16 protein-coding genes are annotated in these 21,576 nt (G+C 69.4%); 11 read left to right on the top strand and 5 right to left on the bottom strand.

Features of this window, described 5'->3' with window-relative positions; genetic code table 11:
- Positions 1-48 precede the first annotated feature (48 nt).
- The 3 genes from glmS (at position 49) to H590_RS0104135 (ending at position 3,561) form a co-directional block, all read left to right on the top strand.
- A complete protein-coding gene (gene glmS, locus H590_RS0104145) occupies positions 49-1,896 on the top strand; it encodes a glutamine--fructose-6-phosphate transaminase (isomerizing) (protein WP_028702572.1) in 1,848 nt (615 codons plus the stop codon).
- A gap of 152 nt (positions 1,897-2,048) precedes the next feature.
- Entirely contained in the window at positions 2,049-2,402 is a 354-nt protein-coding gene (locus tag H590_RS0104140) for a holo-ACP synthase (protein WP_028702571.1), read from the top strand.
- A 10-nt stretch (positions 2,403-2,412) separates the two neighbouring features.
- Positions 2,413-3,561 carry an ROK family transcriptional regulator gene (locus H590_RS0104135; RefSeq protein ID WP_028702570.1) on the top strand — a complete coding sequence of 383 codons (1,149 nt, stop codon included), beginning with the start codon at positions 2,413-2,415 and terminating at the stop codon, positions 3,559-3,561.
- Positions 3,562-3,717: 156 nt separating this feature from the next.
- Here the strand turns inward: H590_RS0104135 and H590_RS14825 are convergent, their stop codons facing one another.
- The 4 genes from H590_RS14825 to H590_RS0104115 are packed head-to-tail and all read right to left on the bottom strand — an operon-like array spanning position 3,718 to position 9,165.
- Entirely contained in the window at positions 3,718-5,070 is a 1,353-nt protein-coding gene (locus tag H590_RS14825) for an ABC transporter substrate-binding protein (RefSeq protein ID WP_036981040.1), read from the bottom strand.
- Positions 5,071-5,077: 7 nt separating this feature from the next.
- A complete protein-coding gene (locus H590_RS0104125; protein ID WP_036981037.1) occupies positions 5,078-6,025 on the bottom strand; it encodes a carbohydrate ABC transporter permease in 948 nt (315 codons plus the stop codon).
- A 10-nt stretch (positions 6,026-6,035) separates the two neighbouring features.
- On the bottom strand, positions 6,036-6,953 hold the full coding sequence (locus tag H590_RS0104120; protein WP_028702568.1) for a carbohydrate ABC transporter permease: 918 nt from the start codon (positions 6,951-6,953) through the stop codon (positions 6,036-6,038).
- Positions 6,954-6,999: 46 nt separating this feature from the next.
- On the bottom strand, positions 7,000-9,165 hold the full coding sequence (locus H590_RS0104115) for an alpha-galactosidase (protein WP_028702567.1): 2,166 nt from the start codon (positions 9,163-9,165) through the stop codon (positions 7,000-7,002).
- Between the two features lie 302 nt (positions 9,166-9,467).
- Between H590_RS0104115 and H590_RS14820 the strand changes: the two genes are divergently transcribed.
- Complete coding sequence (locus tag H590_RS14820) at positions 9,468-10,925, top strand: bifunctional ADP-dependent NAD(P)H-hydrate dehydratase/NAD(P)H-hydrate epimerase (RefSeq protein WP_051238164.1); 1,458 nt, start codon at positions 9,468-9,470, stop codon at positions 10,923-10,925.
- A 34-nt stretch (positions 10,926-10,959) separates the two neighbouring features.
- On the opposite strand, the gene H590_RS0104105 is transcribed toward H590_RS14820, so the two are convergent.
- Positions 10,960-12,111 (bottom strand): glycosyltransferase family 4 protein, encoded by a 1,152-nt coding sequence (locus H590_RS0104105; protein ID WP_028702566.1) that lies wholly within the window; start codon positions 12,109-12,111, stop codon positions 10,960-10,962.
- Between the two features lie 1,333 nt (positions 12,112-13,444).
- Here H590_RS0104105 and H590_RS0104100 point away from each other — a divergent pair.
- The 7 genes from H590_RS0104100 to H590_RS0104070 all read left to right on the top strand — a co-directional run bounded on the left by H590_RS0104100 (position 13,445) and on the right by H590_RS0104070 (position 21,129).
- The gene (locus H590_RS0104100) at positions 13,445-14,923 is read left to right on the top strand and encodes a DEAD/DEAH box helicase (RefSeq protein WP_028702565.1); all 1,479 of its coding nucleotides are present in this window, start codon (positions 13,445-13,447) and stop codon (positions 14,921-14,923) included.
- A gap of 64 nt (positions 14,924-14,987) precedes the next feature.
- Positions 14,988-15,941, top strand: coding sequence for a tRNA (adenosine(37)-N6)-threonylcarbamoyltransferase complex ATPase subunit type 1 TsaE (tsaE, locus tag H590_RS14815; RefSeq protein WP_071161695.1), 954 nt, complete (start codon positions 14,988-14,990; stop codon positions 15,939-15,941).
- Entirely contained in the window at positions 15,941-16,672 is a 732-nt protein-coding gene (gene tsaB / locus H590_RS0104090; RefSeq protein WP_051238163.1) for a tRNA (adenosine(37)-N6)-threonylcarbamoyltransferase complex dimerization subunit type 1 TsaB, read from the top strand. Before tsaE ends, tsaB begins: the two co-directional genes overlap by 1 nt.
- Positions 16,673-17,314, top strand: coding sequence for a GNAT family N-acetyltransferase (locus H590_RS14810; RefSeq protein WP_051238162.1), 642 nt, complete (start codon positions 16,673-16,675; stop codon positions 17,312-17,314).
- A complete protein-coding gene (gene tsaD, locus H590_RS0104080) occupies positions 17,307-18,350 on the top strand; it encodes a tRNA (adenosine(37)-N6)-threonylcarbamoyltransferase complex transferase subunit TsaD (protein WP_028702563.1) in 1,044 nt (347 codons plus the stop codon). The genes H590_RS14810 and tsaD overlap by 8 nt, the downstream gene beginning before the upstream one ends.
- 206 nt (positions 18,351-18,556) lie before the next feature.
- The gene (locus tag H590_RS18745) at positions 18,557-19,675 is read left to right on the top strand and encodes a hypothetical protein (RefSeq protein WP_051238161.1); all 1,119 of its coding nucleotides are present in this window, start codon (positions 18,557-18,559) and stop codon (positions 19,673-19,675) included.
- 122 nt (positions 19,676-19,797) lie between these two features.
- The gene (locus tag H590_RS0104070; RefSeq protein WP_028702562.1) at positions 19,798-21,129 is read left to right on the top strand and encodes a C1 family peptidase; all 1,332 of its coding nucleotides are present in this window, start codon (positions 19,798-19,800) and stop codon (positions 21,127-21,129) included.
- Positions 21,130-21,576 lie beyond the last annotated feature (447 nt).

Here is a 21,576-nt window from a genome sequence, read left to right as displayed (position 1 = left end):
TGTGTCCCGGCTGGCCAGAACGCTCAGCTCTGCTGTACGTTTCTTGCCATGTGCGGAATTGTAGGTTATTGCGGCCCCAGACAGGCTCGCGACATCATCATTGAGGGGCTCACACGGCTTGAGTACCGCGGCTACGACTCCGCGGGCCTTGCGGTGGTCGCCGACAACACACTCTACTGGGACAAGAAGTCGGGCAAGTTGGCCAATCTCTGCGCTGACCTCGAGGCCCATCCCCTGCCCCCCTCCACCCAGGGCATCGGGCACACCCGGTGGGCCACCCACGGTGCACCCACCGACGCCAATGCTCACCCCCACGTCTCCTCCGACGGCAGGGTCGCCGTCGTCCACAACGGCATCATCGAGAACTTCGCCAGCCTGCGCGCCGAACTGATCGCCGAGGGTGTGACCTTCACCTCCGACACCGACACCGAGGTTGCGGCCCACCTGCTGGGCCAGGAGGTCGCCGCGGGTGCCAGCCTCGCCGTGGCGATGCAGCACGTCGCCTCCCGGCTGACCGGTGCGTTCACCCTGGTCGCGGTCAACGCCGGGGAGCCCGACGTGGTCGTCGCCGCCCGCCGCAACTCTCCGCTGGTGGTCGGCCTGGGCAAGGGGGAGAACTTCCTCGCCTCCGACGTCGCGGCCTTCATCGAGCACACCCGCGACGCCCTCGAGCTCGGTCAGGACCAGGTCGTCACCATCACCTCCGACTCGGTCACCATCACCGATTTCGACGGCAACCCCTCCGAGGGGCGCCCCTACCACGTCGACTGGGACCTCTCGGCAGCCGAGAAGCAGGGCTACGACTGGTTCATGCGCAAGGAGATCTTCGAGCAGCCCAAGGCCGTCGCCGACACCCTGCTGGGCCGGTGGACCGACCGCGGCGACCTCGTGCTGGACGAGGTGCGGATCTCCCCGGAGGAGCTGCGCAGGATCAACAAGATCGTCATCGTGGCCTGCGGTTCGGCCTTCTACGCCGGGATGGTCGCCAAGTACGCCATCGAGCACTGGACCAGGGTGGCCTGCGAGGTGGAGCTGGCCAGCGAGTTCCGCTACCGCGACCCTATCATCGACCCGATGACCCTGGTCATCACCATCTCCCAGTCCGGTGAGACCGCCGACACCCTGATGGCCATCCGGCACGCCCGCGAGCAGGGCGCCCGGGTCATCGCGATCTGCAACACCAACGGCGCCACCATTCCCCGCGAGTCCGACGCGGCCATCTACACCCACGCCGGCCCGGAGATCGGGGTGGCCTCCACCAAGGGATTCCTCACCCAGGTGGTCGCCTGCTACCTGCTGGGCCTCTACCTGGCCCAGGTGCGGGGGATGAAGTACGGCGACGAGATCCGGTCCCTGCTCGACGAGTTGGAAACCATGCCCGACAAGATCCAGAAGGTGCTGGACGGAATCGAGCCGGTCTACGAGCTGGCTCGCGAGATGGCCAAGGACGAGGACGCGGTGTTCTTCCTCGGCCGCCACGTCGGCTACCCGGTGGCCCTCGAGGGGGCGCTGAAGCTCAAGGAGATCGCCTACCTGCATGCCGAGGGATTCGCCGCCGGCGAGCTCAAGCACGGGGCGATCGCCGTCATCGAGGAGGGCACCCCGGTCTTCGTCGTGGTGCCCCCGCAGGGCCGCGACCAGCTGCACGACAAGGTGGTCTCCAACATCGAGGAGATCAGGGCGCGCGGTGCCCGCACCATCGTGCTGGCCGAGGAGGGGGACACCGCCGTCGAGGCCTTCGCCGACACCCTCTTCACCCTGCCGAGGTGCTCGACCCTGCTCCAGCCGTTGGTGGCCGCCGTGCCGCTCCAAGCCTTCGCCTGCGAGCTGGCCACCGCCAAGGGCCACGATGTCGACCAGCCCCGCAACCTGGCGAAGTCCGTCACCGTGGAGTGACCCCGGGCCGGGGGCAGGACGGAGCATCCTGCCCTGCCCCCGGTGCTCTCCTGTTTCTGGTGTGTTCTCCTCAGCAGTTCAGCCCCGCCCCGATACAGCCCTGCCCCGCCCGGGTGGCGGGGTTCCTCCCGTCACCGCGTAGATTTGGAGCCGTGATTCTCGGCATCGGGGTGGACGTCTGCGAGGTGTCCAGGTGGCAGGCCGCCCTGGCTCGCCATCCCGGGCTGGCCCGACGCGTCCTGAGCGCCCAGGAGGCCGGCCGTCCGGCGCAGTCCCAGGCCGCCCGGTTCGCCGCCAAGGAGGCCCTCCACAAGGCCCTCGGCGGGCCGCGAGGACTCAGCTGGGCCGATGCCGAGGTGACGGTCGACCAGACCGGTGCACCCTCCTTCGCGCTGCGCGGCCGGGTCGCCGAGGTGGCCCGTGAGCAGGGGATCGCGGCGGTGCACCTGTCGCTGAGCCACGACGCCGGTCTGGCCGTCGCCCTCGTGGTGTGCGAGGGGCGCTGACCGCAGACCCATGTTCATCGATCCACGCTCCCCGGACTCTCCCTGGCACCGAGTTCTCGGGACCCAGGGAGACGTCGCCCGTCGGGTGCTCGACGTCCTGCTCACCGACGGTCCGACCCCGCGCACCAGGCTGGCAGACCGACTGGGGGTCACCACCGGTTCGGTCACCAAGGCGGTGCGCACACTGACCACCGAGGGGCTGGCCGAGATCGGACCGGCCGCCGTCTCGGGGACGGTGGGAAGACCCCTCCAGCCGGTCTCCGCGCGGGCCGACGAGCTCAATGTCATCGGCTGCAAGGTGGTTCCGGGCCGGGTGCTGGGCTGTCGGGCGAATCTGATGGGCGATGTGCTCGCCCGCGCCGAGACCCCGATCCCGGCGACCACCGCCCAGTGGATCACCACCGGGTGCCTGGAGATGGCCCGGCGTCTGGACGCCGACCGACCGGTGGTCGGTCTGGGGCTGGGCGTCGGCGGGACGATCGCCCGTGACCGCCGGACCCTGGTCCGCGCACCGGTCCTGGAGGCGACCCCGGGCCAGGATCTGGTTGCCGACATCGAGCGGGAGCTCGGCATCCCGGTGCACGTCGAGAACGATCTGCGCAGCCTGGTCGAGATGGAACGACGGATCGGGATCGGCCGTCACGTCGGATCCTTCATCATGGTGACCTTGGGGGAGGGGCTCGGGGCCTGCATCGTCGACCACGGTCATGCGGTGACCGGGGCCACCGGCGAGGCCGGGCTGAGCCAGTGGATGACGACCCTGGACGAGGAGGGACGTCCTCAGCCGGGCGGCAGGCTCCTCAACACCCCGGCGATCCTCGACCAGTGCGCGGCCCGGGATCTGCCCGCCGAGCTGGACCCGTTGATCCGGGCGGCAGAGTCGGGAGACCCCCGGGCCCTGCAGGTCGCCGACTGGGTGGTCGACCGGCTGGTACCGCTGCTGGCCTCCCTGGTGAGTTTCACCGACCCGCAGCTGATTCTGCTGGGAGGGGAGCTCAGCCCCCTGCTCACCCCGGTGGCCGATGGCCTGGCGGCGCGGCTGGCGGGCCTGGTCAGCCCCCTGCAGCGCACCATCCCGATCCACATCGCCGACTGGGAGCTGGGCGACTGGGCCCGCGGGGCGGCGGTCATCGCGGTGGAGGAACTGCTGCGGGTCTGAGGGCAGGCGCCGGGCTGCACGGCCACGGTGATCGCACCCCCACCCGGTGTGCTGCGGATTCACCCCGGCCGCGACACCAGCACGGCCCCGGAGGATGCTCTCCGGGGCCGTGCTGGTGGGGTTGTCCTGCTGGGGTCGTGCTGTCGCGCAGAGACGCTACTTCTCCGCGAGGATCGCGTTGACCTTCGTGTTGACCCCGGTGAGGGCCGAGACCGGCGTGCTGCCGATCCACACCGAGTCCAGGGTCGGCTGCATCAGCGAGGAGATCTCCGAACCGTGGTACACGAGTGGGTACAGGGCCGTCTGACCCTTCTTCACCCGGTCGGTGAAGGGGGTGACGTCCAGGCCCTTCTGCCGGTAGGTCTCGATGGCCTTTGCGGTGCCGGCGGGTCGGGCCGGGAACACCACCGCGTCGGTCCCGACGATGTTCTGGCAGTCGTCCGAGCCCAGGAAGGCGACCAGTTTCGCGGCCTCCGTCTTGTGCTTGGAGAACTTCGAGATCGAGTCGCCCAGGCCGTTGTACAGCGAGACCGGGTGCCCAACGGGGCCGCTGGGCAGCGGCGAGATGCCGAGCTTGACGGTCTTGAGGTTGGCGTAGGTGCGCAGCATCCAGGAGCCGTTGAGTGACAGCGCCACCTGCCCGGAGGCCAACTGCTGGTCTGTCGTCACGCTCTGGCCGAACTGTCCGTACCTGGGCATGTAGCCCTTCTTGGACAGTCCCACGTACCAGCCCAGGGAGTTCTGGAACTGCTGGTTGTCGTAGTTGAACTCCGTTCCCCAGGTCGGCTTGTTGGTGTAGTACCAGCCGGTCGACAGAGCGAAGGGGGACCAGTTCGTCTGGCCGGTGTAGTCGAAGTTCTTGTCGACACCCAGCCCGTACTGTTTGACGTTGGTCTTGTCAAACCCCTTCTGGTCGCCGCGCTTGCCGTTCTTGTCGACGGTGAGCTTGGCGAGGATCTTCTCGAAGGAGCCACCGTCAGTGGGGTTCCAGGTGGCACTGGCGAGCTCGGCGTCGGTGATCCCGGCCGCCTGCAGCTTGGTCTTGTCGTACATGATCGAGACGGTGTCGTAGTCCTTCGGGACGCCGTAGCGGTGTCCGTCCGAACCCGTCCACAGCTTCGCCAGCCCCGGCTCGTAGTCGGTGTCCTTGATCGACTTGAGCTCCGGCAGCTCGTCGAGGGGCTGCAGGACGCCGAGCTTCACCAGCTCGGGGTAGCGCCCGAGGTGGTTGGTGAAGACGTCGGGGGCGGAGTCGGCGACGAAGCTGGCGGTGAGCTTGGTCCAGTAGTCGCTCCATCCGAGCTGGTTGATCCGGACATTGATGTCGGGGTTCTTGTCCTCGAACTTGGCGATGCACTTGGCGTAGCTCGGCAGCTGGTTGGCGTCCCACAGCCAGTAGTCGATGGAGGTCTTGCCGCCCGCCTGGGAGGAGCAGCCGGTGACTCCGATCATGCAGGCGGCCAGGGTCGCGGTGAGAGCGCGTCGGATCGATGGTCTTCTCAGAGACATGGCAACCTCACTTGATCCCGGTGAAACCGATGGAGTTGACGATTCGCTTGGCGAAGCAGGCGAACAGGATGAGCATCGGCAGGGCCGACACCAGGGTCGCCGCCATCAGACCCGACCAGTCGACGCCCGACTGGGGGGACTGGGCACGGAACACGCCCAGGGCGACGTTGAGCACCCTCGAGGAGTCCGTGTAGGAGACCATCAACGGCCAGAAGTAGTCGTTCCAGGCGGTGATGTAGGTCAGCAGCCCCAGGGTGAACATCGGTGCGCTGGCCATCGGCAGGATGAGCTTCCAGAACACCACGGTCTTGGAGGCGCCGTCGATGAGGGCGGCCTCCTCCACCTCGCGGGAGATGTTCATGAAGAACTGCCGCAGGAAGAACACCGCGAAGGGGGAGATCAGCATGGTGGGGAGCATGATGCCCAGCAGGGTGTCGATGAGGTGGAGCTGCTTCATCAGGATGAAGTTCGGCAGGAAGGTGAAGATGCTCGGGATCATCATCGCCGCCAGGAAGATGCTGAAGACGAGGTTGCGACCCTTCCAGCGCAGCCGTGCGAAGGCGTAGGAGGCCATCGCGCAGCTCAGCGTCTGGACCAGGGTGATGACCGTCGCCACGATCAGGGAGTTGATCAGGTAGCGCCAGAAGTTGATGCTGGCACCCGACCCTCCCTGGGAGACGGCGGTGGCGACGTCCTGGGCGCCGAAGACGCGGGCGAAGCCGCCCATATTGGTGCCCACCGGCCCGAAGAAGCCGGGGCGGGTGGCCAGCAGGGCATTGCTGGACAGGGCGGTGCGCAGGATCCAGTAGAAGGGGAACAGGGTGATGAACAGGATGATCACCATGAACACCCAGCCGACCACCTTGCCGGGGGTCACGGTCCGCTTGTGATGGACCTTCTGGGTGATGGGGGCGGTGGTGGCGCTCGCAGCGCCGGTCAGAGAGACGGTAGCCATGGTGATCTCCTCAGTCCAGGTCGGTCTCGCCGGCGCGAGTGACCTTGTACTGGATGGCGGTGATGATGACGAGAATGATCATGAGGGCCACCGACAGCGCGGAGGCGTAGCCGAAGTCGAACTCCCCGAAGGCCTTCTGGTAGATGTACATCTGCAGCACGTTCGAGGCGTCCGCGGGACCTCCGGAGGTGGCCACCGCCACCGTGTCGAAGACCTGGAAGGAGCCGATGATCGTCATGATGAGCACCAGAGCCAGGATCGGCCGCAGCAGCGGCAGGGTGATCCGGAAAAACATCTGAGACTCGGTGGCCCCATCGGTGCGGCCCGCCTCGTAGAGGTTCTCCGGGATGCCCTGGAGACCGGCGAAGATCAGCAGGGCGGTGTATCCCATGTTCCGCCACACGTTGACCAGGGCGACGGTGGGGATCACGGTGGACTCGGTGGTCCAGAATCCGACCGCACTTCCACCCAGTGAGGTGATGACGTGGTTGACGATGCCGAGCTGGGTGTCGAGCATCCACAGGAACACCAGGGCGGTGACGACATTGGAGACCAGGTAGGGGGTCAGCACGAAGGAGCGCACCCAGGTGGACTTCGTGAGCCGGTGCATCAGGGCCGCGATGAGCACGGCCAGGATGGTCTGGGCCCCGATGTTGATGATGACGTACTCGACGGTGACGCTCAGGGAGTTCCAGAACCGGTCATCGGCGAACAGCTCCGCGTAGTTCTTCAGGCCGGCCCAGTGTGGCGGGGTGAGGACGTTGAAGTTGGTGAAGCTGTAGTAGATGCCCATGATGAGCGGACGGATGAGGAAGACGATCAGTCCGACCGCGGCGGGCGCGATGAACACCAGCGCCAGCGGCAGGTCGGACGTGGATGTGAGGTGCGGTCTGTGACCCGGCCGCACCTTTGAAGCCGTTGTCGACATCATTGCTCTTTCTGTCGTGGATGGATGGGATGCCAGCAGGTGACGATCAGTCGATCGCGGTGAGCTGGAGTACGACGGCCTGCTCGGGGTACAGGCAGGGGCTGTGCAGACCCGACGCCATCAGGGCCGAACCGGGCAGCTCGATCCCGCGGTCCTGGTCGCCGAACCACGGGGGCCGGATCAGTCCGCCGGGCTCCTCCCCGATGATCACCGGGACGACCCGGTAGGTCCGGTCGGCGTCCAGTCCGGACAGTCGCACCATGCCCCGCGGGGAGAGTGGGGAGCGGCGCATCGAGACGATGCTGAACAGCGCCTCGGAGCGGTCTTTGGCGACCACACCGCAGATCTGCAGGCTGTCCTCGGCGCGGTCGACGCGGGTCAGGTCTCCGCTGAACAGCAGGTCCCGGTGCTTCTTGTAGAAGTCGATCCAGCCGGCCAGCTCGCGGCGCTCCTCCTCGGTGGTCTCGGTGATGTCCCACTCGATGCCCAGGTGGCCGAACACGGCGGTGGCCGCGCGGAAGCCGAGGCTGTGACGACGTCCGGTGGTCTGGGAGGGGCTGGAGGCGATGTGGCTGCCGAGGAACTCCAGGGGGAGCAGCTGGGCCGTCCAGCGCATCATCGTCTGGCGCTCCAGGGAGTCGATGCAGTCCGAGACCCAGATCCGCGAGCAGCGCTTGATGACCCCCAGGTCCACCCGGCCGCCGCCCGAGGAGCAGGACTCGATCTCCACATCGGGGAACCGCTCATTGAGGACGTCGAACATCCGGTAGACGGCGAGGGTCTGGGCATGGGTGGCGGCGGCGCCGTTGGCCCGGGTGGCGGACTCGATGAGGTCGCGGTTGTGGTCCCACTTGATGTAGTCGAGGTGGTACTCCGCGATGACCTTGGAGATGGCCTCGAGGGTGTGCTCCCAGGCCTCGGGGATCGACAGGTTGAGCACCTGCTGGTTGCGCCAGGTGAGCGGCATCCGCTTGCCGGGGGCCATGATCCAGTCGGGATGGGCGCGGGCCAGGTCGGAGTCCTCGTTGATCATCTCGGGCTCGAACCACAGACCGAACTGCATCCCCAGGGAGCGCACCCGGTCGACCAGCGGGTCGAGGCCCTGGGGCCAGGCGTCGGGGGAGACCGTCCAGTCCCCGAGTCCCGAGGTGTCGTCGCGCCGGGAGCCGAACCAGCCGTCGTCCAGGACGTACCGCTCGACGCCGATCGAGGCGGCGATCTCGGCCAGCTCCAGGAGCTTGCCGATCCGGTGGTCGAACTCGACGGCCTCCCAGACGTTGATGGTGACCGGTCGGTCGGTCGACAGCGGATGCAGGTCCTCGCGGACGAAGTGGTGGAACCGGTGGGCGATGCCGTCCAGGCCGTGCGCGTGGTTCGCGTAGAGGTCGGGGCTGGTGTAGGACTCGCCGGGGGCGATGCGGGCCTCACCGGGCAGCAGCAGTTCCCCGGCGCCGATCACGCCGAACCCGTTGGCCTGCCGTTCCACGTAGTGGCGGTGGTTGCCGGACCAGGCCAGGTGGGCGGCCCAGACCTCTCCCTGCTGGAAGGAGAATCCGGGGGTGCCGGCCTGCATGACATAGGCGGAGTCGGATCCGGTGCGGCCACGGCGGTTCTCCCGCAGGTGGGTGCCGGTGCCGATCGGGGTGCGTTGGGGGAATCTCTCCAGGCCCCAGTGACCCGCGAAGTCCAGGATCTCGTCGGCGTCGACGGGGATCGGCAGGCAGTGCTGAAGGCCTTCCAGGACAAATGCCTCGGAGCCGGTGTTGGTGAGGGTGGTGGCGATCCGCACCAGCCCCTGGGCGGTCATCTCGATGGTCGTCTCGGTGCGCAGCCCGGCCTCGGTGTCCTCGGCGAGGGCCACGACGGTGGCCGCCCCGGCCTCGTGGAAGCCGCTCACCGCGGAGTCGTCGAGGCTCATCCCGGTGGTGCGGAAGCGGGGGGTGAAGTCCGATCCGTCGGGGCGGGATCCCTCGATGCCCGGACGTCCCAGCCAGCCGTCGGCCAGCTGGGGGAGCAGGGCACGGTGGATCGGCACGTCCACGGCATTGCCGCCGAGCGGCTCGACGACGCTGGTGGCCACTGCCGCCGCGCCATCCGCGGTGAGCGGGCCCAGATCGGTGCCCCAGTGGACGATGCCCACGGCCTGGTCGGCCGGGGTGCTCAGGAGAAGGGATACCCCCGCCGCGCGGAGGTGGATGAGTGCATCGGTCATTGCTGATCCTTGGGGGCGTTCCGGTGGCCCGGGTCGGCTGGCGACATGCGGGTCAGAAGGTGAGGAACCGGGACCGCGTTGCCCCGGATCCGTAATTCTCTTCCTTGGAAGAAAATTACGGATCGAGCGTAACCCAGATCCGTGGTCCTGGGAACCCTTTGGCTCCGATTGCCACCCGCGGTCCCCCGACGCGGGAACGCACGGGCCTCCGGCACGCCGAAGCGGGCTGGGGGGGGGACGGAGGGACGGAGGGGCAGCGCCGGGAAATAAGGTGGGGGAGCCCGTCCCGGAGAGGAAGCCCGATGACCACCGTGTGCACCGCCGAACAGATGCGAACCGCCGAACGCGCCTTTTTCGACGCCCATCCGGGAGCCGACCTGATGGCGGTGGCCGCCCACGCCGTGGCGACCACCGCGGTCACGATGCTGCTGGGGGATGAGCCCCTCGAGGAGTCCGCCGAGTGGATCGCCCAGCAGCGGGTGCTGGTGATGGCGGGGAGAGGCAACAACGGCGCCGACGGGCTCTTCGCGGCCGCCGAGCTGTGCCGCGACGGCTGGGTGGTCGACGTCTGCCCGGTCCTCGGATCCCTCCACGAGGCGGGGGCCGGCGCCGCCCAGGAGGCCGGATGCGGGGAGGTGAGCCCCGTCGATGCCCTGGACCGGCACTACGACCTGGCCATCGACGCGGTGCTGGGGATCGGGGGGCGGCCCTCGATACCGGACTCCCTGGCCCGGCTGGACGAGGCCCTGGCCGGCGCAGACACCCCGGTGCTGGCGGTCGATCTGCCCTCGGGCCTGTCCGCCGACTCGGGAGAGGTGGTGCGCTGCGTGCACGCCCGCACCACCGTCACCTTCGCCTCCCGCAAGTGGTGCCATCTGGCCCGACCGGCGGCCGCCTGCTGCGGACGGGTGATCCTCGCCGACATCGGGGTCGCCGTCCCCGACGCCGACCAGGTCGCCTCGGTGACCGACCTGGCCGACCTGTGGCCGGTTCCCGGTCCGGCCAGCGACAAGTACTCGCGAGGGGTCGTCGGGTGCGACACCGGGTCGTCGCAGTACCCGGGTGCCGGGGTCCTCGGCGTGCTGGGCGCTCTGCGCTCCGGAGCCGGAATGGTGCGCTGCGTCGGCCCCGACGCCGTCCGGCAGCACGTGATGGACCGGACCCCCAGCGTGGTGTGCGCGGCCGGGCGGGTCCAGGCCTGGGTGGTCGGGTCGGGATGGGGGGACGACGCCGGCAACGCCGCGCGGCTGGACCGGCGGCTGGCGGACGGCGTCCCGGTCGTGGTGGACGCCGACGCCCTGGCCGTGCTGCCGCGCCGGATCCCGGAGGGCTGTCTGCTCACCCCGCACGCCGGCGAGTTGGCGAGGATGCTCGGGATCGACAGGGCCGAGGTGGAGGCCGACCGGCGCGGCTCCTGTCTGGCGGGGGCCCGGATGTTCGGGGCGACCGTCCTGCTCAAGGGCTCGATCCAGTGGGTGGCGACCCCCGATCAACAGATCAGCGCTGCCCTGCCCGGACCGGCATGGACCGCCCAGGCCGGTTCGGGGGACACCCTGGCCGGGGTCTGCGGCACCCTGCTGGCCGCCGGGCTGTCGGCCAGGGATGCCGGTCTGGCCGGTGCCGGGCTGCAGGCCCTGGCCGCGATCCTCAGTCCGGGGCCGTGGTCCCCCGATCAGCTCGCCGACCGGTTCCCCGAGGTGATCGGCCGGCTGGTCGCACCCGGACCCGTCGGGGCGGTGGAGCGGGAGTTCTCGGCCTGACCCGGCGAGGGCGGATCAGCCGTTGCGGGCAGGATCAGGCGTTGCTGCGGTCGTCGCTGCGTGCGGCGGCGAGGCTGCCCAGCCGGATCGCCTCGCGGTAGTGGTCCATCAGCTCGGCGCACAGGTGGTCCCAGGTGCGGTCCTCGATCGAGGCCCGGGCGGCGCGCCCCATCGCCTCCCGCTTGAAGGGGTCGCCGACCAGATCGGTCACCCGCTCCCGGAACTCGGTCATGTTCCCCGGCTCGTACAGCCAGCCGGTCCGCGAGGGGTCGATGAGATCGATCGGGCCGCCGCGGCGCGGGCTCACCACCGGCAGACCGCTGGCCTTGGCCTCCTGGACCGCCTGGCAGAAGGTCTCCAGCTCGCCGGTGGAGCAGAAGACGTCCATCGAGGCCAGCGCACGGGGCAGGTCCTCGCCGTAGAGCCCGCCGCAGAAGACGGCGTCGGGCATCTCCTTCTCCAGGGACTCGCGCTGCGGGCCGTGCCCGACGATGACGATCCTGGTGCCCGGGATGCCGACCAGATGGATCATGTCCTCGACCCGCTTCTCGGAGGCGAGCCGGCCCATGTAGCCGATCACGGTCTCCCCCCGGGGGGCCCACTGGTCGTGCAGCGCCTGGGACCGTTTCGCCGGGTTGAACCTCACCTTGTCCACCCCTCGCCCCCAGATGCCGACCCGCGGCACGCCGTGGGCGACGAGCTGGTCACGGGAGTAGGTCGAGGGGGCGTAGGTGGCGACCATCAGGGAGTGGATCTGGCGGACCCGGTACCAGCCGTAGAACTCGAGGTGCCCGATCCCGTACCGGGCCGCGTAGCTGGGGATGTCGGTCTGGTAGATCGCGATCGCCGGGATGCCCAGGGTGGCCGCGGCCAGCGCCCCCTTGTAGCCGATCATGAAGGGGCTGGCCAGGTGGACGACGTCGGGGGAGAACTCGTTGAGGTAGCGCTCCAGGGTCCACTGCGGGGTGGTCGAGACCCGGACGTCCTGGTACCCCGGCCAGGTCACCGATGACAGGGTGAGGACGGGGAACCCGGCGTACTCCTTGGGGGCCACCGCGGGGTCGCCCGGTGCCAGCACCACCGCCTGGTGGCCGTGGGCGCGCAGGTACTCCAGGACACGCAGAATGGAGTTCGTCACCCCATTGACCTGGGGGAGGAACGACTCACTGATGATCGCTACCCGCACACCCTGGATGGTAATGGGCCCTCGGTGGCGAATCGAGTACTGGCGGTGGCCGCCCGGGGCGACATCGGTGAACAGTGCGGGTCGGGGTGCGCGGGATTTGGTCCAAAGTGCCCGGTGCCGTATATTTGGGCGAGTTGACCACGGCTCGCCGTGTCGTCCGCACACCGATGCGGGCGCTGCGCACGACGAGCCCATGATGCGTTCAGTTGCTCGATGCGTCCCGAACCCGGGGCCTGGGCGGACGACACAGATCGTCCGCGACTCTCCCAATTACTGGCAGCTCTTCGCGATGGAGATCCACAGGGATCTCCATATGAGTCCGTGCCATCGCGGGATCTCGGGTCGACGTTATCGAATCGCACTGCTGCCGGGCTCGTCGCCCTGCGCTGTGCCGCGTCATGAGGTGACACACGTGAGTTCACAGAATCGCAAGCCGAAGTCCTACAAGGCCGACGGCACCCCCAAGAAGCGCTGGACATCGGCCGAGCGCGCCGCCAAGGGGCACAAGCCGCACACCCGCGGCGGGAAGTCGTACAACTCGGGCAAGTCCTACGGGAAGTCCCACGAGGGCGGCCACACCGACCGTGAGGGTCGCACCTTCCAGTCCTGGTCCCCGCGCTCCGATGACCAGCCCGATCACCGCGAGTCCCGGTTCGCAGACCGCGATGACCGTCAGGGTCGCAGCGGTGGCCGCTATGACCGCGACGGCCGGTCCGGCGGCCGTTCCTTCGACCGTCGCGGCGGGTCGCGGCGCTACGACTCCCGACGCGAGGACTCCTGGGACCGTGACGACAACGGTCGCGGCTCCGAGGATCGCCGCGGTGGTCGTCCCTACGACAGGGATCGTCGCGGTTCCGAGGGATATCGCAAGGGCGGCTTCCACACTGACCGTTACGGCCGGGACGGGTTCTCCAAGGGCGGTTACCGCAAGGGCGGATTCAACAAGGACCGTCGTGGCGGTTGGAACGACGACGACCGTGGCGGCGACCGCTCCTACGACCGTCGTGGCTCCAGGTCCTCGGGCCGTGACTCGTGGAACCGGGACGGCGATGACCGCCGGTCCGGCGGACGCGACTTCCGCGACGGAGGACGTCGCGACTACGGCGACCGCGGCCACGACCGGTACGGCGACCGTGACGAGCGTCGCGGCGGCTACCGCGGGGACCACGGCTCCCAGGAGCACGGCTTCAAGCGGAGCTTCGATGACCACGGATCGCGCGACCACGGTTTCAAGGAGCACGGCTACAACAAGGACCGCGGCTTCAGCAAGGACCGCGGCGGGTTCCGCGACCACGACGGCGCCGACCAGTCCGCTGCCGGCAATGAGGACCAGATGGAGTGGTCGGCCGCCGAGCTGACCGATCTGGACACCTCCACCATCGACCACGAGGGCGGCTTCTCCGCCCTCGGCGTCCCGGACCGGATCGTCGCCGCCCTCAAGGCCACCGGCATCGACGCCCCGTTCCGGATCCAGATCGCCGCCATCCCCGACGCCATCGCCGGGCGCGACCTGCTGGGCCGGGCCTCCACCGGCTCGGGCAAGACCCTGGCCTTCGGGGTGCCGGTGCTGACCCGCCTGGCCGCCGCCGAGCGTCCCGACAAGCGGCCGCGCGCCCTCATCCTCTCGCCCACCCGCGAGCTGGCCATGCAGATCGCCGACGTGCTGTCCCCGCTGGCCTCCGCGATGAACATGTCGACCATCCTGATCGCCGGTGGCATGGGCTACGGCCCGCAGACCCGCGCCTTCCGCAAGGGGGTCGACCTCGTCGTCGCCACCCCCGGCCGGCTGGTCGACCTGCTGGAGACCGGTGACGCCGATCTGTCCGGTGTCGAGGTCGTCGTCCTGGACGAGGCCGACCACATGGCCGATCTCGGCTTCATGCCGGCCGTCTCGGCCATCCTGGACGCGGTTCCCGGCGAGGCCCAGCACCTGCTGTTCTCGGCCACCCTCGATGAGGCGGTCGGCAAGCTCGTCAAGCGCTACCTGCACGACCCCGTGACCCACGAGATCGACCCGGAGAAGGGGGCGGTCTCGACGGCCGTCCACTACAGCCTCCAGGTCAAGCCCCATGAGAAGGTCTCGGTGATGTGCGAGATCGCCAACCGGCCCGGCCACACCATCGTCTTCGCCCGCACCCAGCGCGGCGCATCCCGGATGGCCGAGCAGATGCGCGACGCCGGCGTGATGGCCGGTGCGCTGCACGGCGGACTCACCCAGGGCGCCCGGGCCCGGGTGCTCAAGGCCTTCAAGGACGGCTCCCTGCCGGTCCTGGTGGCCACCGACGTGGCGGCCCGCGGGATCGACGTCGACGACGTCACCCTGGTCCTCCAGGTCGACCCGCCGATGAACTCCAAGGACTACCTGCACCGCTCCGGGCGGACCGCCCGGGCCGGCCACAAGGGCGTCGTCCTCTCGATGGTGCTGCCGCACCAGCGCAGGGCGATGTCGCGGCTGTTCCGCGGCGCCGGCGTCAAGCCGGTGGAGGCCGAGGTGAGGCTCGGTGGGGAGAATCTCGCCGAGATCGCCGACTGCCAGCCGGTCAGCGGCGAGCCGATCGCCCAGGAGGCCTTCGACGCGGTGGTGGCTCCTCGCCAGCAGCACTCCCGCAAGGGACGTCGCAAGGACTCCTACGGCGGTGGCCGTGGTGGCCGCGGTTTCGGTGGCGGTCGTGGTGGCCGTGACCGCGGTGGCCGTGGGGACCGCGGTGGACGCGGCTCTTACGACGACCGTCGTGGACCGCGTCGCGACCGCAACGCGTCGCGCGACGACCGCGAGCGTCGCTACGGGCGCTCCGGCTCCGAGACCTGGTGAGACCGCTACCTCGAGGAGTCAACGGCCTGCAGGGCCGTGACCTGAAGGGTTAGGCTGGCAGATCGTGGAGACCACTGAGACCGAGTCACGACAGTTGCGGGTCGGGGACCCCTCCGACGCCCCCGCGCTGGCGCAGGCACTGGGCGAGCAGCAGCTCACCGACCAGGTGGCCCGCTGGCTCGACGAGGACCTCTGTGTCCTTGCCGAGGCCGGCGGCCGGCCCGTCGGGCTGCTGCGCCTGGTCGATGAGGGCGGTCGCGCCGCGGTGCACGCCATCCTGGTGGCACCCGGTGCGCAGCGCCTCGACGTCGAGCGCGACCTCCTCGAGGGGGCCGCCCAGCTGGCCACCGATCTCGGCTCGCACGATCTGCGGGTCAAGAGCTGGAGCGACCACCCGATGGACCGCGCCGCACTGCGCGCCGACCTGCTGGAGCACGGCTACCGCGCCGACGGGGCCGACCTGGTGCGCACCCTGCCGATCCGGCTGGAGGCCGCCACCACCGAGGAGATGCGTTCCCTCGGCGTCGCGCTGGCGCAGATTCTTCACGCCGGCGACCTGATTCTCACCTCCGGTGATCTGGGCGCCGGCAAGACCACCCTCACCCAGGGAATCGGCGCCGGACTCGGCGTCCAGGGGCCGGTGATCTCACCGACCTTCGTCCTGGTCCGACGCCACGCCGGAACCGAGGGACGGCCGGGCCTGGTCCACGTCGACGCCTACCGGCTGGGATCCCTGGCCGAGCTGGTCGATCTGGATCTCGACGAGACGATGGACGAGTCGGTCACCGTCGTCGAGTGGGGGGCTGGGATCGCCGAGGAGCTCGAGGGTTCCTACCTGGAGATCGACATCGAGCGTTCCGGGGACCCCGCCGATGACACCCGGATCCTCTACATCCAACCTGTGGGCCCGCGCTGGCAGGGGGTCGACCTCGGCGTCCTGCGCCAGGCCGCCCGGCCCGCGGACGCCCCGGACCACCAGGGCCCCGACACGCCGGCCCGCAGCGAGGAAGCACAGTGATGACTGCATCTCAGGCCGAATCAGATCTCGGCACCGACCGGGCCGGATCCGGCTGGACCCTGGCGGTGGACACCTCCACGGCGGTGTGCGTCGGCCTGGCCCGCGGCGACCAGGTGATCAGCCTGCGCGACGACAACCCGCGCGCCCACGCCGAGCAGCTCATGCCGCTGGTCGAGCAGGCCTGCGGGCAGGCCGGAATCGCCGTCGGCCAGATCGACCAGATCGCGGTCGGGGTGGGCCCCGGCCCCTACACCGGCCTGCGGGTCGGTATCGTCACCGGCCATGTACTGGCCCACCTGGGCGGTACCCAGCCCCACCCGGTCTGCTCCCTCGACGTCCTGGCCCTCCAGTGGGTCGAGTTCGGTTCGGCCCCGGCCGACGGCTTCGTGGTCGCCACCGACGCCCGACGCCACGAGCTCTACTGGGCCCGCTACGACGGACAGGGCGCCCGTCTGGAGGGTCCCGAGGTCGGCGCCCCCGACACTCTGCCTGCCGGCGTCCCGGTGGGCGGACCGGGATGCGCCGCCCGCGGACTCGAGGCCGCTGCCGGGGCTCCCGAGGTCCTGGACGCCGGTGTGCTTGCCGCCCACTGGACCAAGCTGCCCGATGTCGGCATCGAGCCCCTCTACCTGCGCGACCCCGACGCCGTCGTCCCCACCACCCGCAAGGCCACCCTCACCCCCACCCGGCTGAGGCTGCCCGCCGCGATGAAGAACCGTCAGGCACGCTGAATGACCCTGCGACAGGCTGGTCCCGAGGACCTGGACCAGGTGATGGTCGTCGAGCGCGCCTGCTTCGGGACCAGGGAGGCCGGGGACCGGCAGGCCTGGAGCCGCGCCGCCTGGCGCTCCGAGCTCCAGAGCAATGACCGGGTCCATCACCGGGTGGCAGTTGACACCGATCCGGAGGCTTCCGGCACCGTCTCGGGGCCGTCCGGCACCGATTCGGGGGCAGTCGGCACCGATTCGGCCCGGCAGGAGGCGGCTACCCCCACGACCGGGCGTCTGGTGCTCATCGAGGAGGATCGCACGGGTCCCCGTGCGGTCGCCGACTTCAGCCACGTCATCGACTCCTGCGACCTGGACCGCATCATGGTGGTCCCCGCCGCCCGGGGAGCCGGGATGGCCGGCCGGCTGCTGAGGCACGGCATGGGCTGGGCCGCCCGCCGCGGCGCACGCCAGATCCTGCTGGAGGTCCGCCCCGACAATCTCGCGGCCCTGGCTCTCTACCGGTCCCACGGATTCGACCAGATCGCGCGTCGCAACCACTACTACGGAACCGGCGAGGACGCCCTGGTGATGTCGGCATCACTGGAGTCCTGCGCCGAAGACACCACCAGCACCGCTGGCAGCAACGAGGAGAGACATGTCTGAACCGCTCATCCTGGGCATCGAGTCGTCCTGCGACGAGACCGGCATCGGCATCGTGCGCGGCAACGACCTGCTCGCCAACGAGGTCGCCTCCTCGATGGAGCAGCACATCCGCTTCGGAGGCGTGGTTCCCGAGGTGGCCTCCAGAGCCCACCTGGAGGCCGTCGTCCCGGTGCTGGAGGCGGCGGTCGCCAAGGCCGACATCGACCTGAGCCAGGTCGACGGCATCGCGGTGACCGCCGGCCCCGGACTGATGGGAGCCCTGGTGGTCGGCCTGTCGGCGGCCAAGGCCCTGGCCGGCTGGCTCAACAAGCCCCTCTACGGCGTCAACCACCTGGCCGGCCATGTCGCCGTCGACCTGCTCGAGCACGGCGACCTGCCGATGCCCTGCGGGGCGCTGCTGGTCTCAGGGGGCCACACCTCCCTGCTGTCGGTCACCTCGATCGCCGACGGCATCACCGAGGTCGGGTCCACCATCGACGACGCCGCGGGCGAGGCCTACGACAAGGTGGCACGGCTGCTCGGCCTGCCCTACCCCGGTGGCCCGGTGATCGATCGGGCCGCCGCCGAGGGCGACCCCACCGCCATCCACTTCCCGCGCGGCCTCACCGCCCGCCACGACATGGCCAAGCACCGCTTCGACTACTCCTTCTCCGGGCTCAAGACCTCGGTGTCGCGGTGGGTCGAGACCGAGCAGCAGGCCGGCCGAGAGGTGCCGATCAACGACGTCGCCGCCAGTTTCCAGGAGGCGGTCGCCGATGTGCTCACCGCCAAGGCCGTCGATCTGTGCGGCCACTACGGGTTGAAGCACTTCCTCATCGGCGGTGGAGTGGCGGCCAACAGTCGGCTGCGCACACTCCTCGCCGAACGGATGGCCGACGCCGGGGTGGAGCTGCGGCGTCCCCGACCCGGGCTGTGCACCGACAACGGGGCGATGATCGCCGCTCTCGGCGTCCAGGTCGTCAAGGCCGGGCTGAGGCCCTCGGCGATGGACATCAGCGCCGACTCCGGACTGCCGGTCACCAGGGTTCTGGTCTGAGGCCCGGCGGGGGCCGGCGCCGGGGAGGATGCCGTCCGGAGGGATGCTGTCCGAGGGGTTTGCAGTCCGAGGGATTTGAAGTCCGGGATGAATGCAGTTGAGGAGGCCGGCGCGACCCGCTGATCCTTTACTGGGCTTTCGGCGCTGACCCCTACCCTGAAAGAATCGCCGAACGAGTCCTTGCGCTGCGAGACGATGGAGCCACCATGACCGAGAATCCGGGTCGTCCCGACGGGTCGGGCCGGAACTGGTGGCCGGCCAACGGTCCGCGGGATCAGTCGGGGCCACCGCCCGACCGTCCCTCCTTCCAGCAGCCCGGTTCCCACCCGACGCCGTCCCAGTACGGACACGGCACCTCCGGACAGCCGGGCCAGTACGGACAGGGGTCGTCCGGGTATCCCGGCCAGTACCCGTCCGGCACCTCCGCTCAGTCGGGTCAGCCTGGCGACTACGCCCCCTACGGACAACCGGGCCAGTACGGCCAGCCCGCTCAGTCTGGCCAGTACGTCCAGCCTGGCCAACCCGGCCAGTACGGACCTCCAGGAGGGTACGGGCCGCCCCACCAGCCGCCATCCTCGGGCGGGTCGAGGAGATCCCGGCTTCCACTGGTCTTCGGGATCATCGCCGCGGTGCTGGTCCTGGTCGTGGTGGGCGGAGCCCTGCTCTTCAATGCCTACCGTGACCGGCCCGCCGCCGGTCCCGCCGCCTCCCCGAGCACCTCGGCCTCATCCCGTTCGCAGACTCCGGGAACCGACCCCTCCGACGTCTTCCCGACCGGGGCGGACCCCACCCAGAGCGACCCCGGGGAGTCCGATCCGGGCGGCGATGACACGGTGGCCAACGACCCCACCGACGGCCGCGGTCCGCGCACCGGCCCCTCCGGCCGGACCGGTGTGACCCCCGAGCCGGGCCCCACCATCGGCCAGCGGCCCTCCGGCATCACCTCCGGATCCGGCCGGATCAAGCGGACCTCGTCGTTCAGCCCGGTGGTGAACCTGCTGATCCTGGACTCCAGAGCCACTCAGGTCACCCGGCGCGGCGACGACGCCTCGGTGAGTCTCACGTACCGCGGCGTCGGCACCCAGGCCAGCCGCACCGTGACGGTCGCGGCGCGCGAGGGGGTCCGGGACGCCAGCCCGTTGTTCCCGTCCAACCGGTCGATGTACTACTACCGGGACGCGGTCTGCTACATCCAGTCCCAGACCTCCCTGGAGTGCCTGTTCTTCCGCAACGCGGCCGCGGTGAGAGTGACGATGACCGACGACCGCGATGTCGTGGGGCTCAACTACAGCTATGCGACCGCCTTCGCCGACCAGTTCATCTGATCCGTCCGGCTGCGGGTCGCAGATGTCGCGGGGGTCCCGCTGTCGATCCGTGCGCGGGCGTGGCACAGTGAGGAAGCGCCTGTGAGTGGGTCACGGGCGAGCAACCGCCTGGAGATGCATCGATGACCTCAATCCTCGAACCGTCCTTCGCCGCCGAGTGCGGGCAGAGTTTCGACGACGACCCGACTGCCCGGATTGTCCAGAATGCCGTGACCGGTACCGGTGCCGACACCGTCAGCCTCGACCGGCGGATCGTCAACCAGACCGATGACTCGGTGTGCGAGCGACTGGACGCCTGGACGGTCACCAATCAGAAGCACTCGGGACGGTGCTGGGAGTTCGCCGGTCTCAACGTGCTGCGGGCCAGGATGATCAAGGACCTCAACCTCGAGAACTTCGAGTTCTCGCAGAACTTCATCGCCTTCCACGACAAGCTGGAGAAGGCCAACCACACCCTGGTGCGGGCGATCGCCACCGCTGATCACGACCCTGCCGAGGAGGAGGTTCGGGACATCCTGGAGGATGTCTCCGGCGACGGCGGGTACTGGCCGCAGTTCCTGGACCTGGTGCGCAAGTACGGTCTGGTGCCGGTCTGGGCGATGCCCGACACCGAGTCGGCCGGCAACACCGACCAGCTCAACCGGGCGCTGGCTCAGGTGCTGCGCCGCGCCGTGCTGCGGATCCGGGTCGAGATCACCGACTCCGACGGCCGGGAGCGCGCCGAGCGCATTCAGCAGGAGCACCGCCAGGCGCTCGCCGATGTCTACCGGGTGCTGGCGATCCACCTCGGTACCCCGCCCACCAGTTTCACCTGGCAGTACCGGGACAAGGACAAGAAGTTCCACTCCGAGGGTCGACTGACGCCGTTGGAGTTCGCGGCCAGGTACGCACCCGAGTCGCTGGACGGGTACCTCACGGTCGGACACGACCCCCGCACGGAGAACCCGGTCGGTCGCAAGTACGTCATCGACCACACCCCGCTGATGGAGGGGGGAACCCCCTACGCCCACGTCACCGCGGACATCAAGGACCTCAAAGAGGCAGCCATCGCCGCCATCCGCGACGGTGAGCCGGTCTGGTTCACCTGTGACGTGAAGCAGCAGTTCGACCGGACCGGTGGCATCTGGGATGCCAACCTCCACGACTACAACGGCCTCTACGGGATCGACATGTCGATGACCAAGGCCGATCGGATGCGCGGCCGTGAGACCGGGCCGACCCACGCGATGACCCTGGTCGGGGTGGATCTGGTCGATGGGGAGCCTCGGCGCTGGCGGGTCGAGAACTCCTGGGGAGATGAGGTCGGCAAGAAGGGGTTCTTCACGATGAACGACTCCTGGTTCGACGAGTACGTCTTCCAGGTCGTGGTCGCCCCGGAGCGGGTCAGCGAGGAGATCCGGCAGCAGTGGCAGACCGAGCCGATCGTGCTGCCCGAGTGGGATGCCCTGGCCTGATCCCGCCGGCCCCGGGTCCGGGTACGGATGCCTGGCGCGCCGGGTACTGATGAGATCTGCCACCACAGGGTCGGCGACTGGATAGTCCAGCTGCTGGCTCCGTGGTGGCAGATCTCATACCAGCCCCGGGCGGCCCCCTGAACGAGTTCTGCCAGAAATTGGGTCGGCATGTGGATTATCCGCGTGGTGGCTCCTCTGTGGCAGATCTCATCGCGGCGGGCGCTCCCAGCAGACTCGGCCCCAGTGAAGTGGGACTTCCGAGCACCTGGATCAACGGATGGCGGGGACAGGTTGGCAACTCCCAAGTCTGACGCACACATGACAGCCGAGAAGGAAGCTGTCGACGACGCGTGAGAACCAGGCCATGGCGACGGACGAGAAGGAGGCCACCCGGAGCAGATTGGGTGAGTGTGGTCCTCTGGGGAGGTTCCTGGATGTCGGTCGGTC

It is taken from the genome of Acidipropionibacterium jensenii DSM 20535, from assembly GCF_000425285.1.
In the GTDB taxonomy this organism is placed as follows: Bacteria; Actinomycetota; Actinomycetes; order Propionibacteriales; family Propionibacteriaceae; genus Acidipropionibacterium; species Acidipropionibacterium jensenii.
This window is presented reverse-complemented; position numbering and strand designations above follow the sequence as displayed.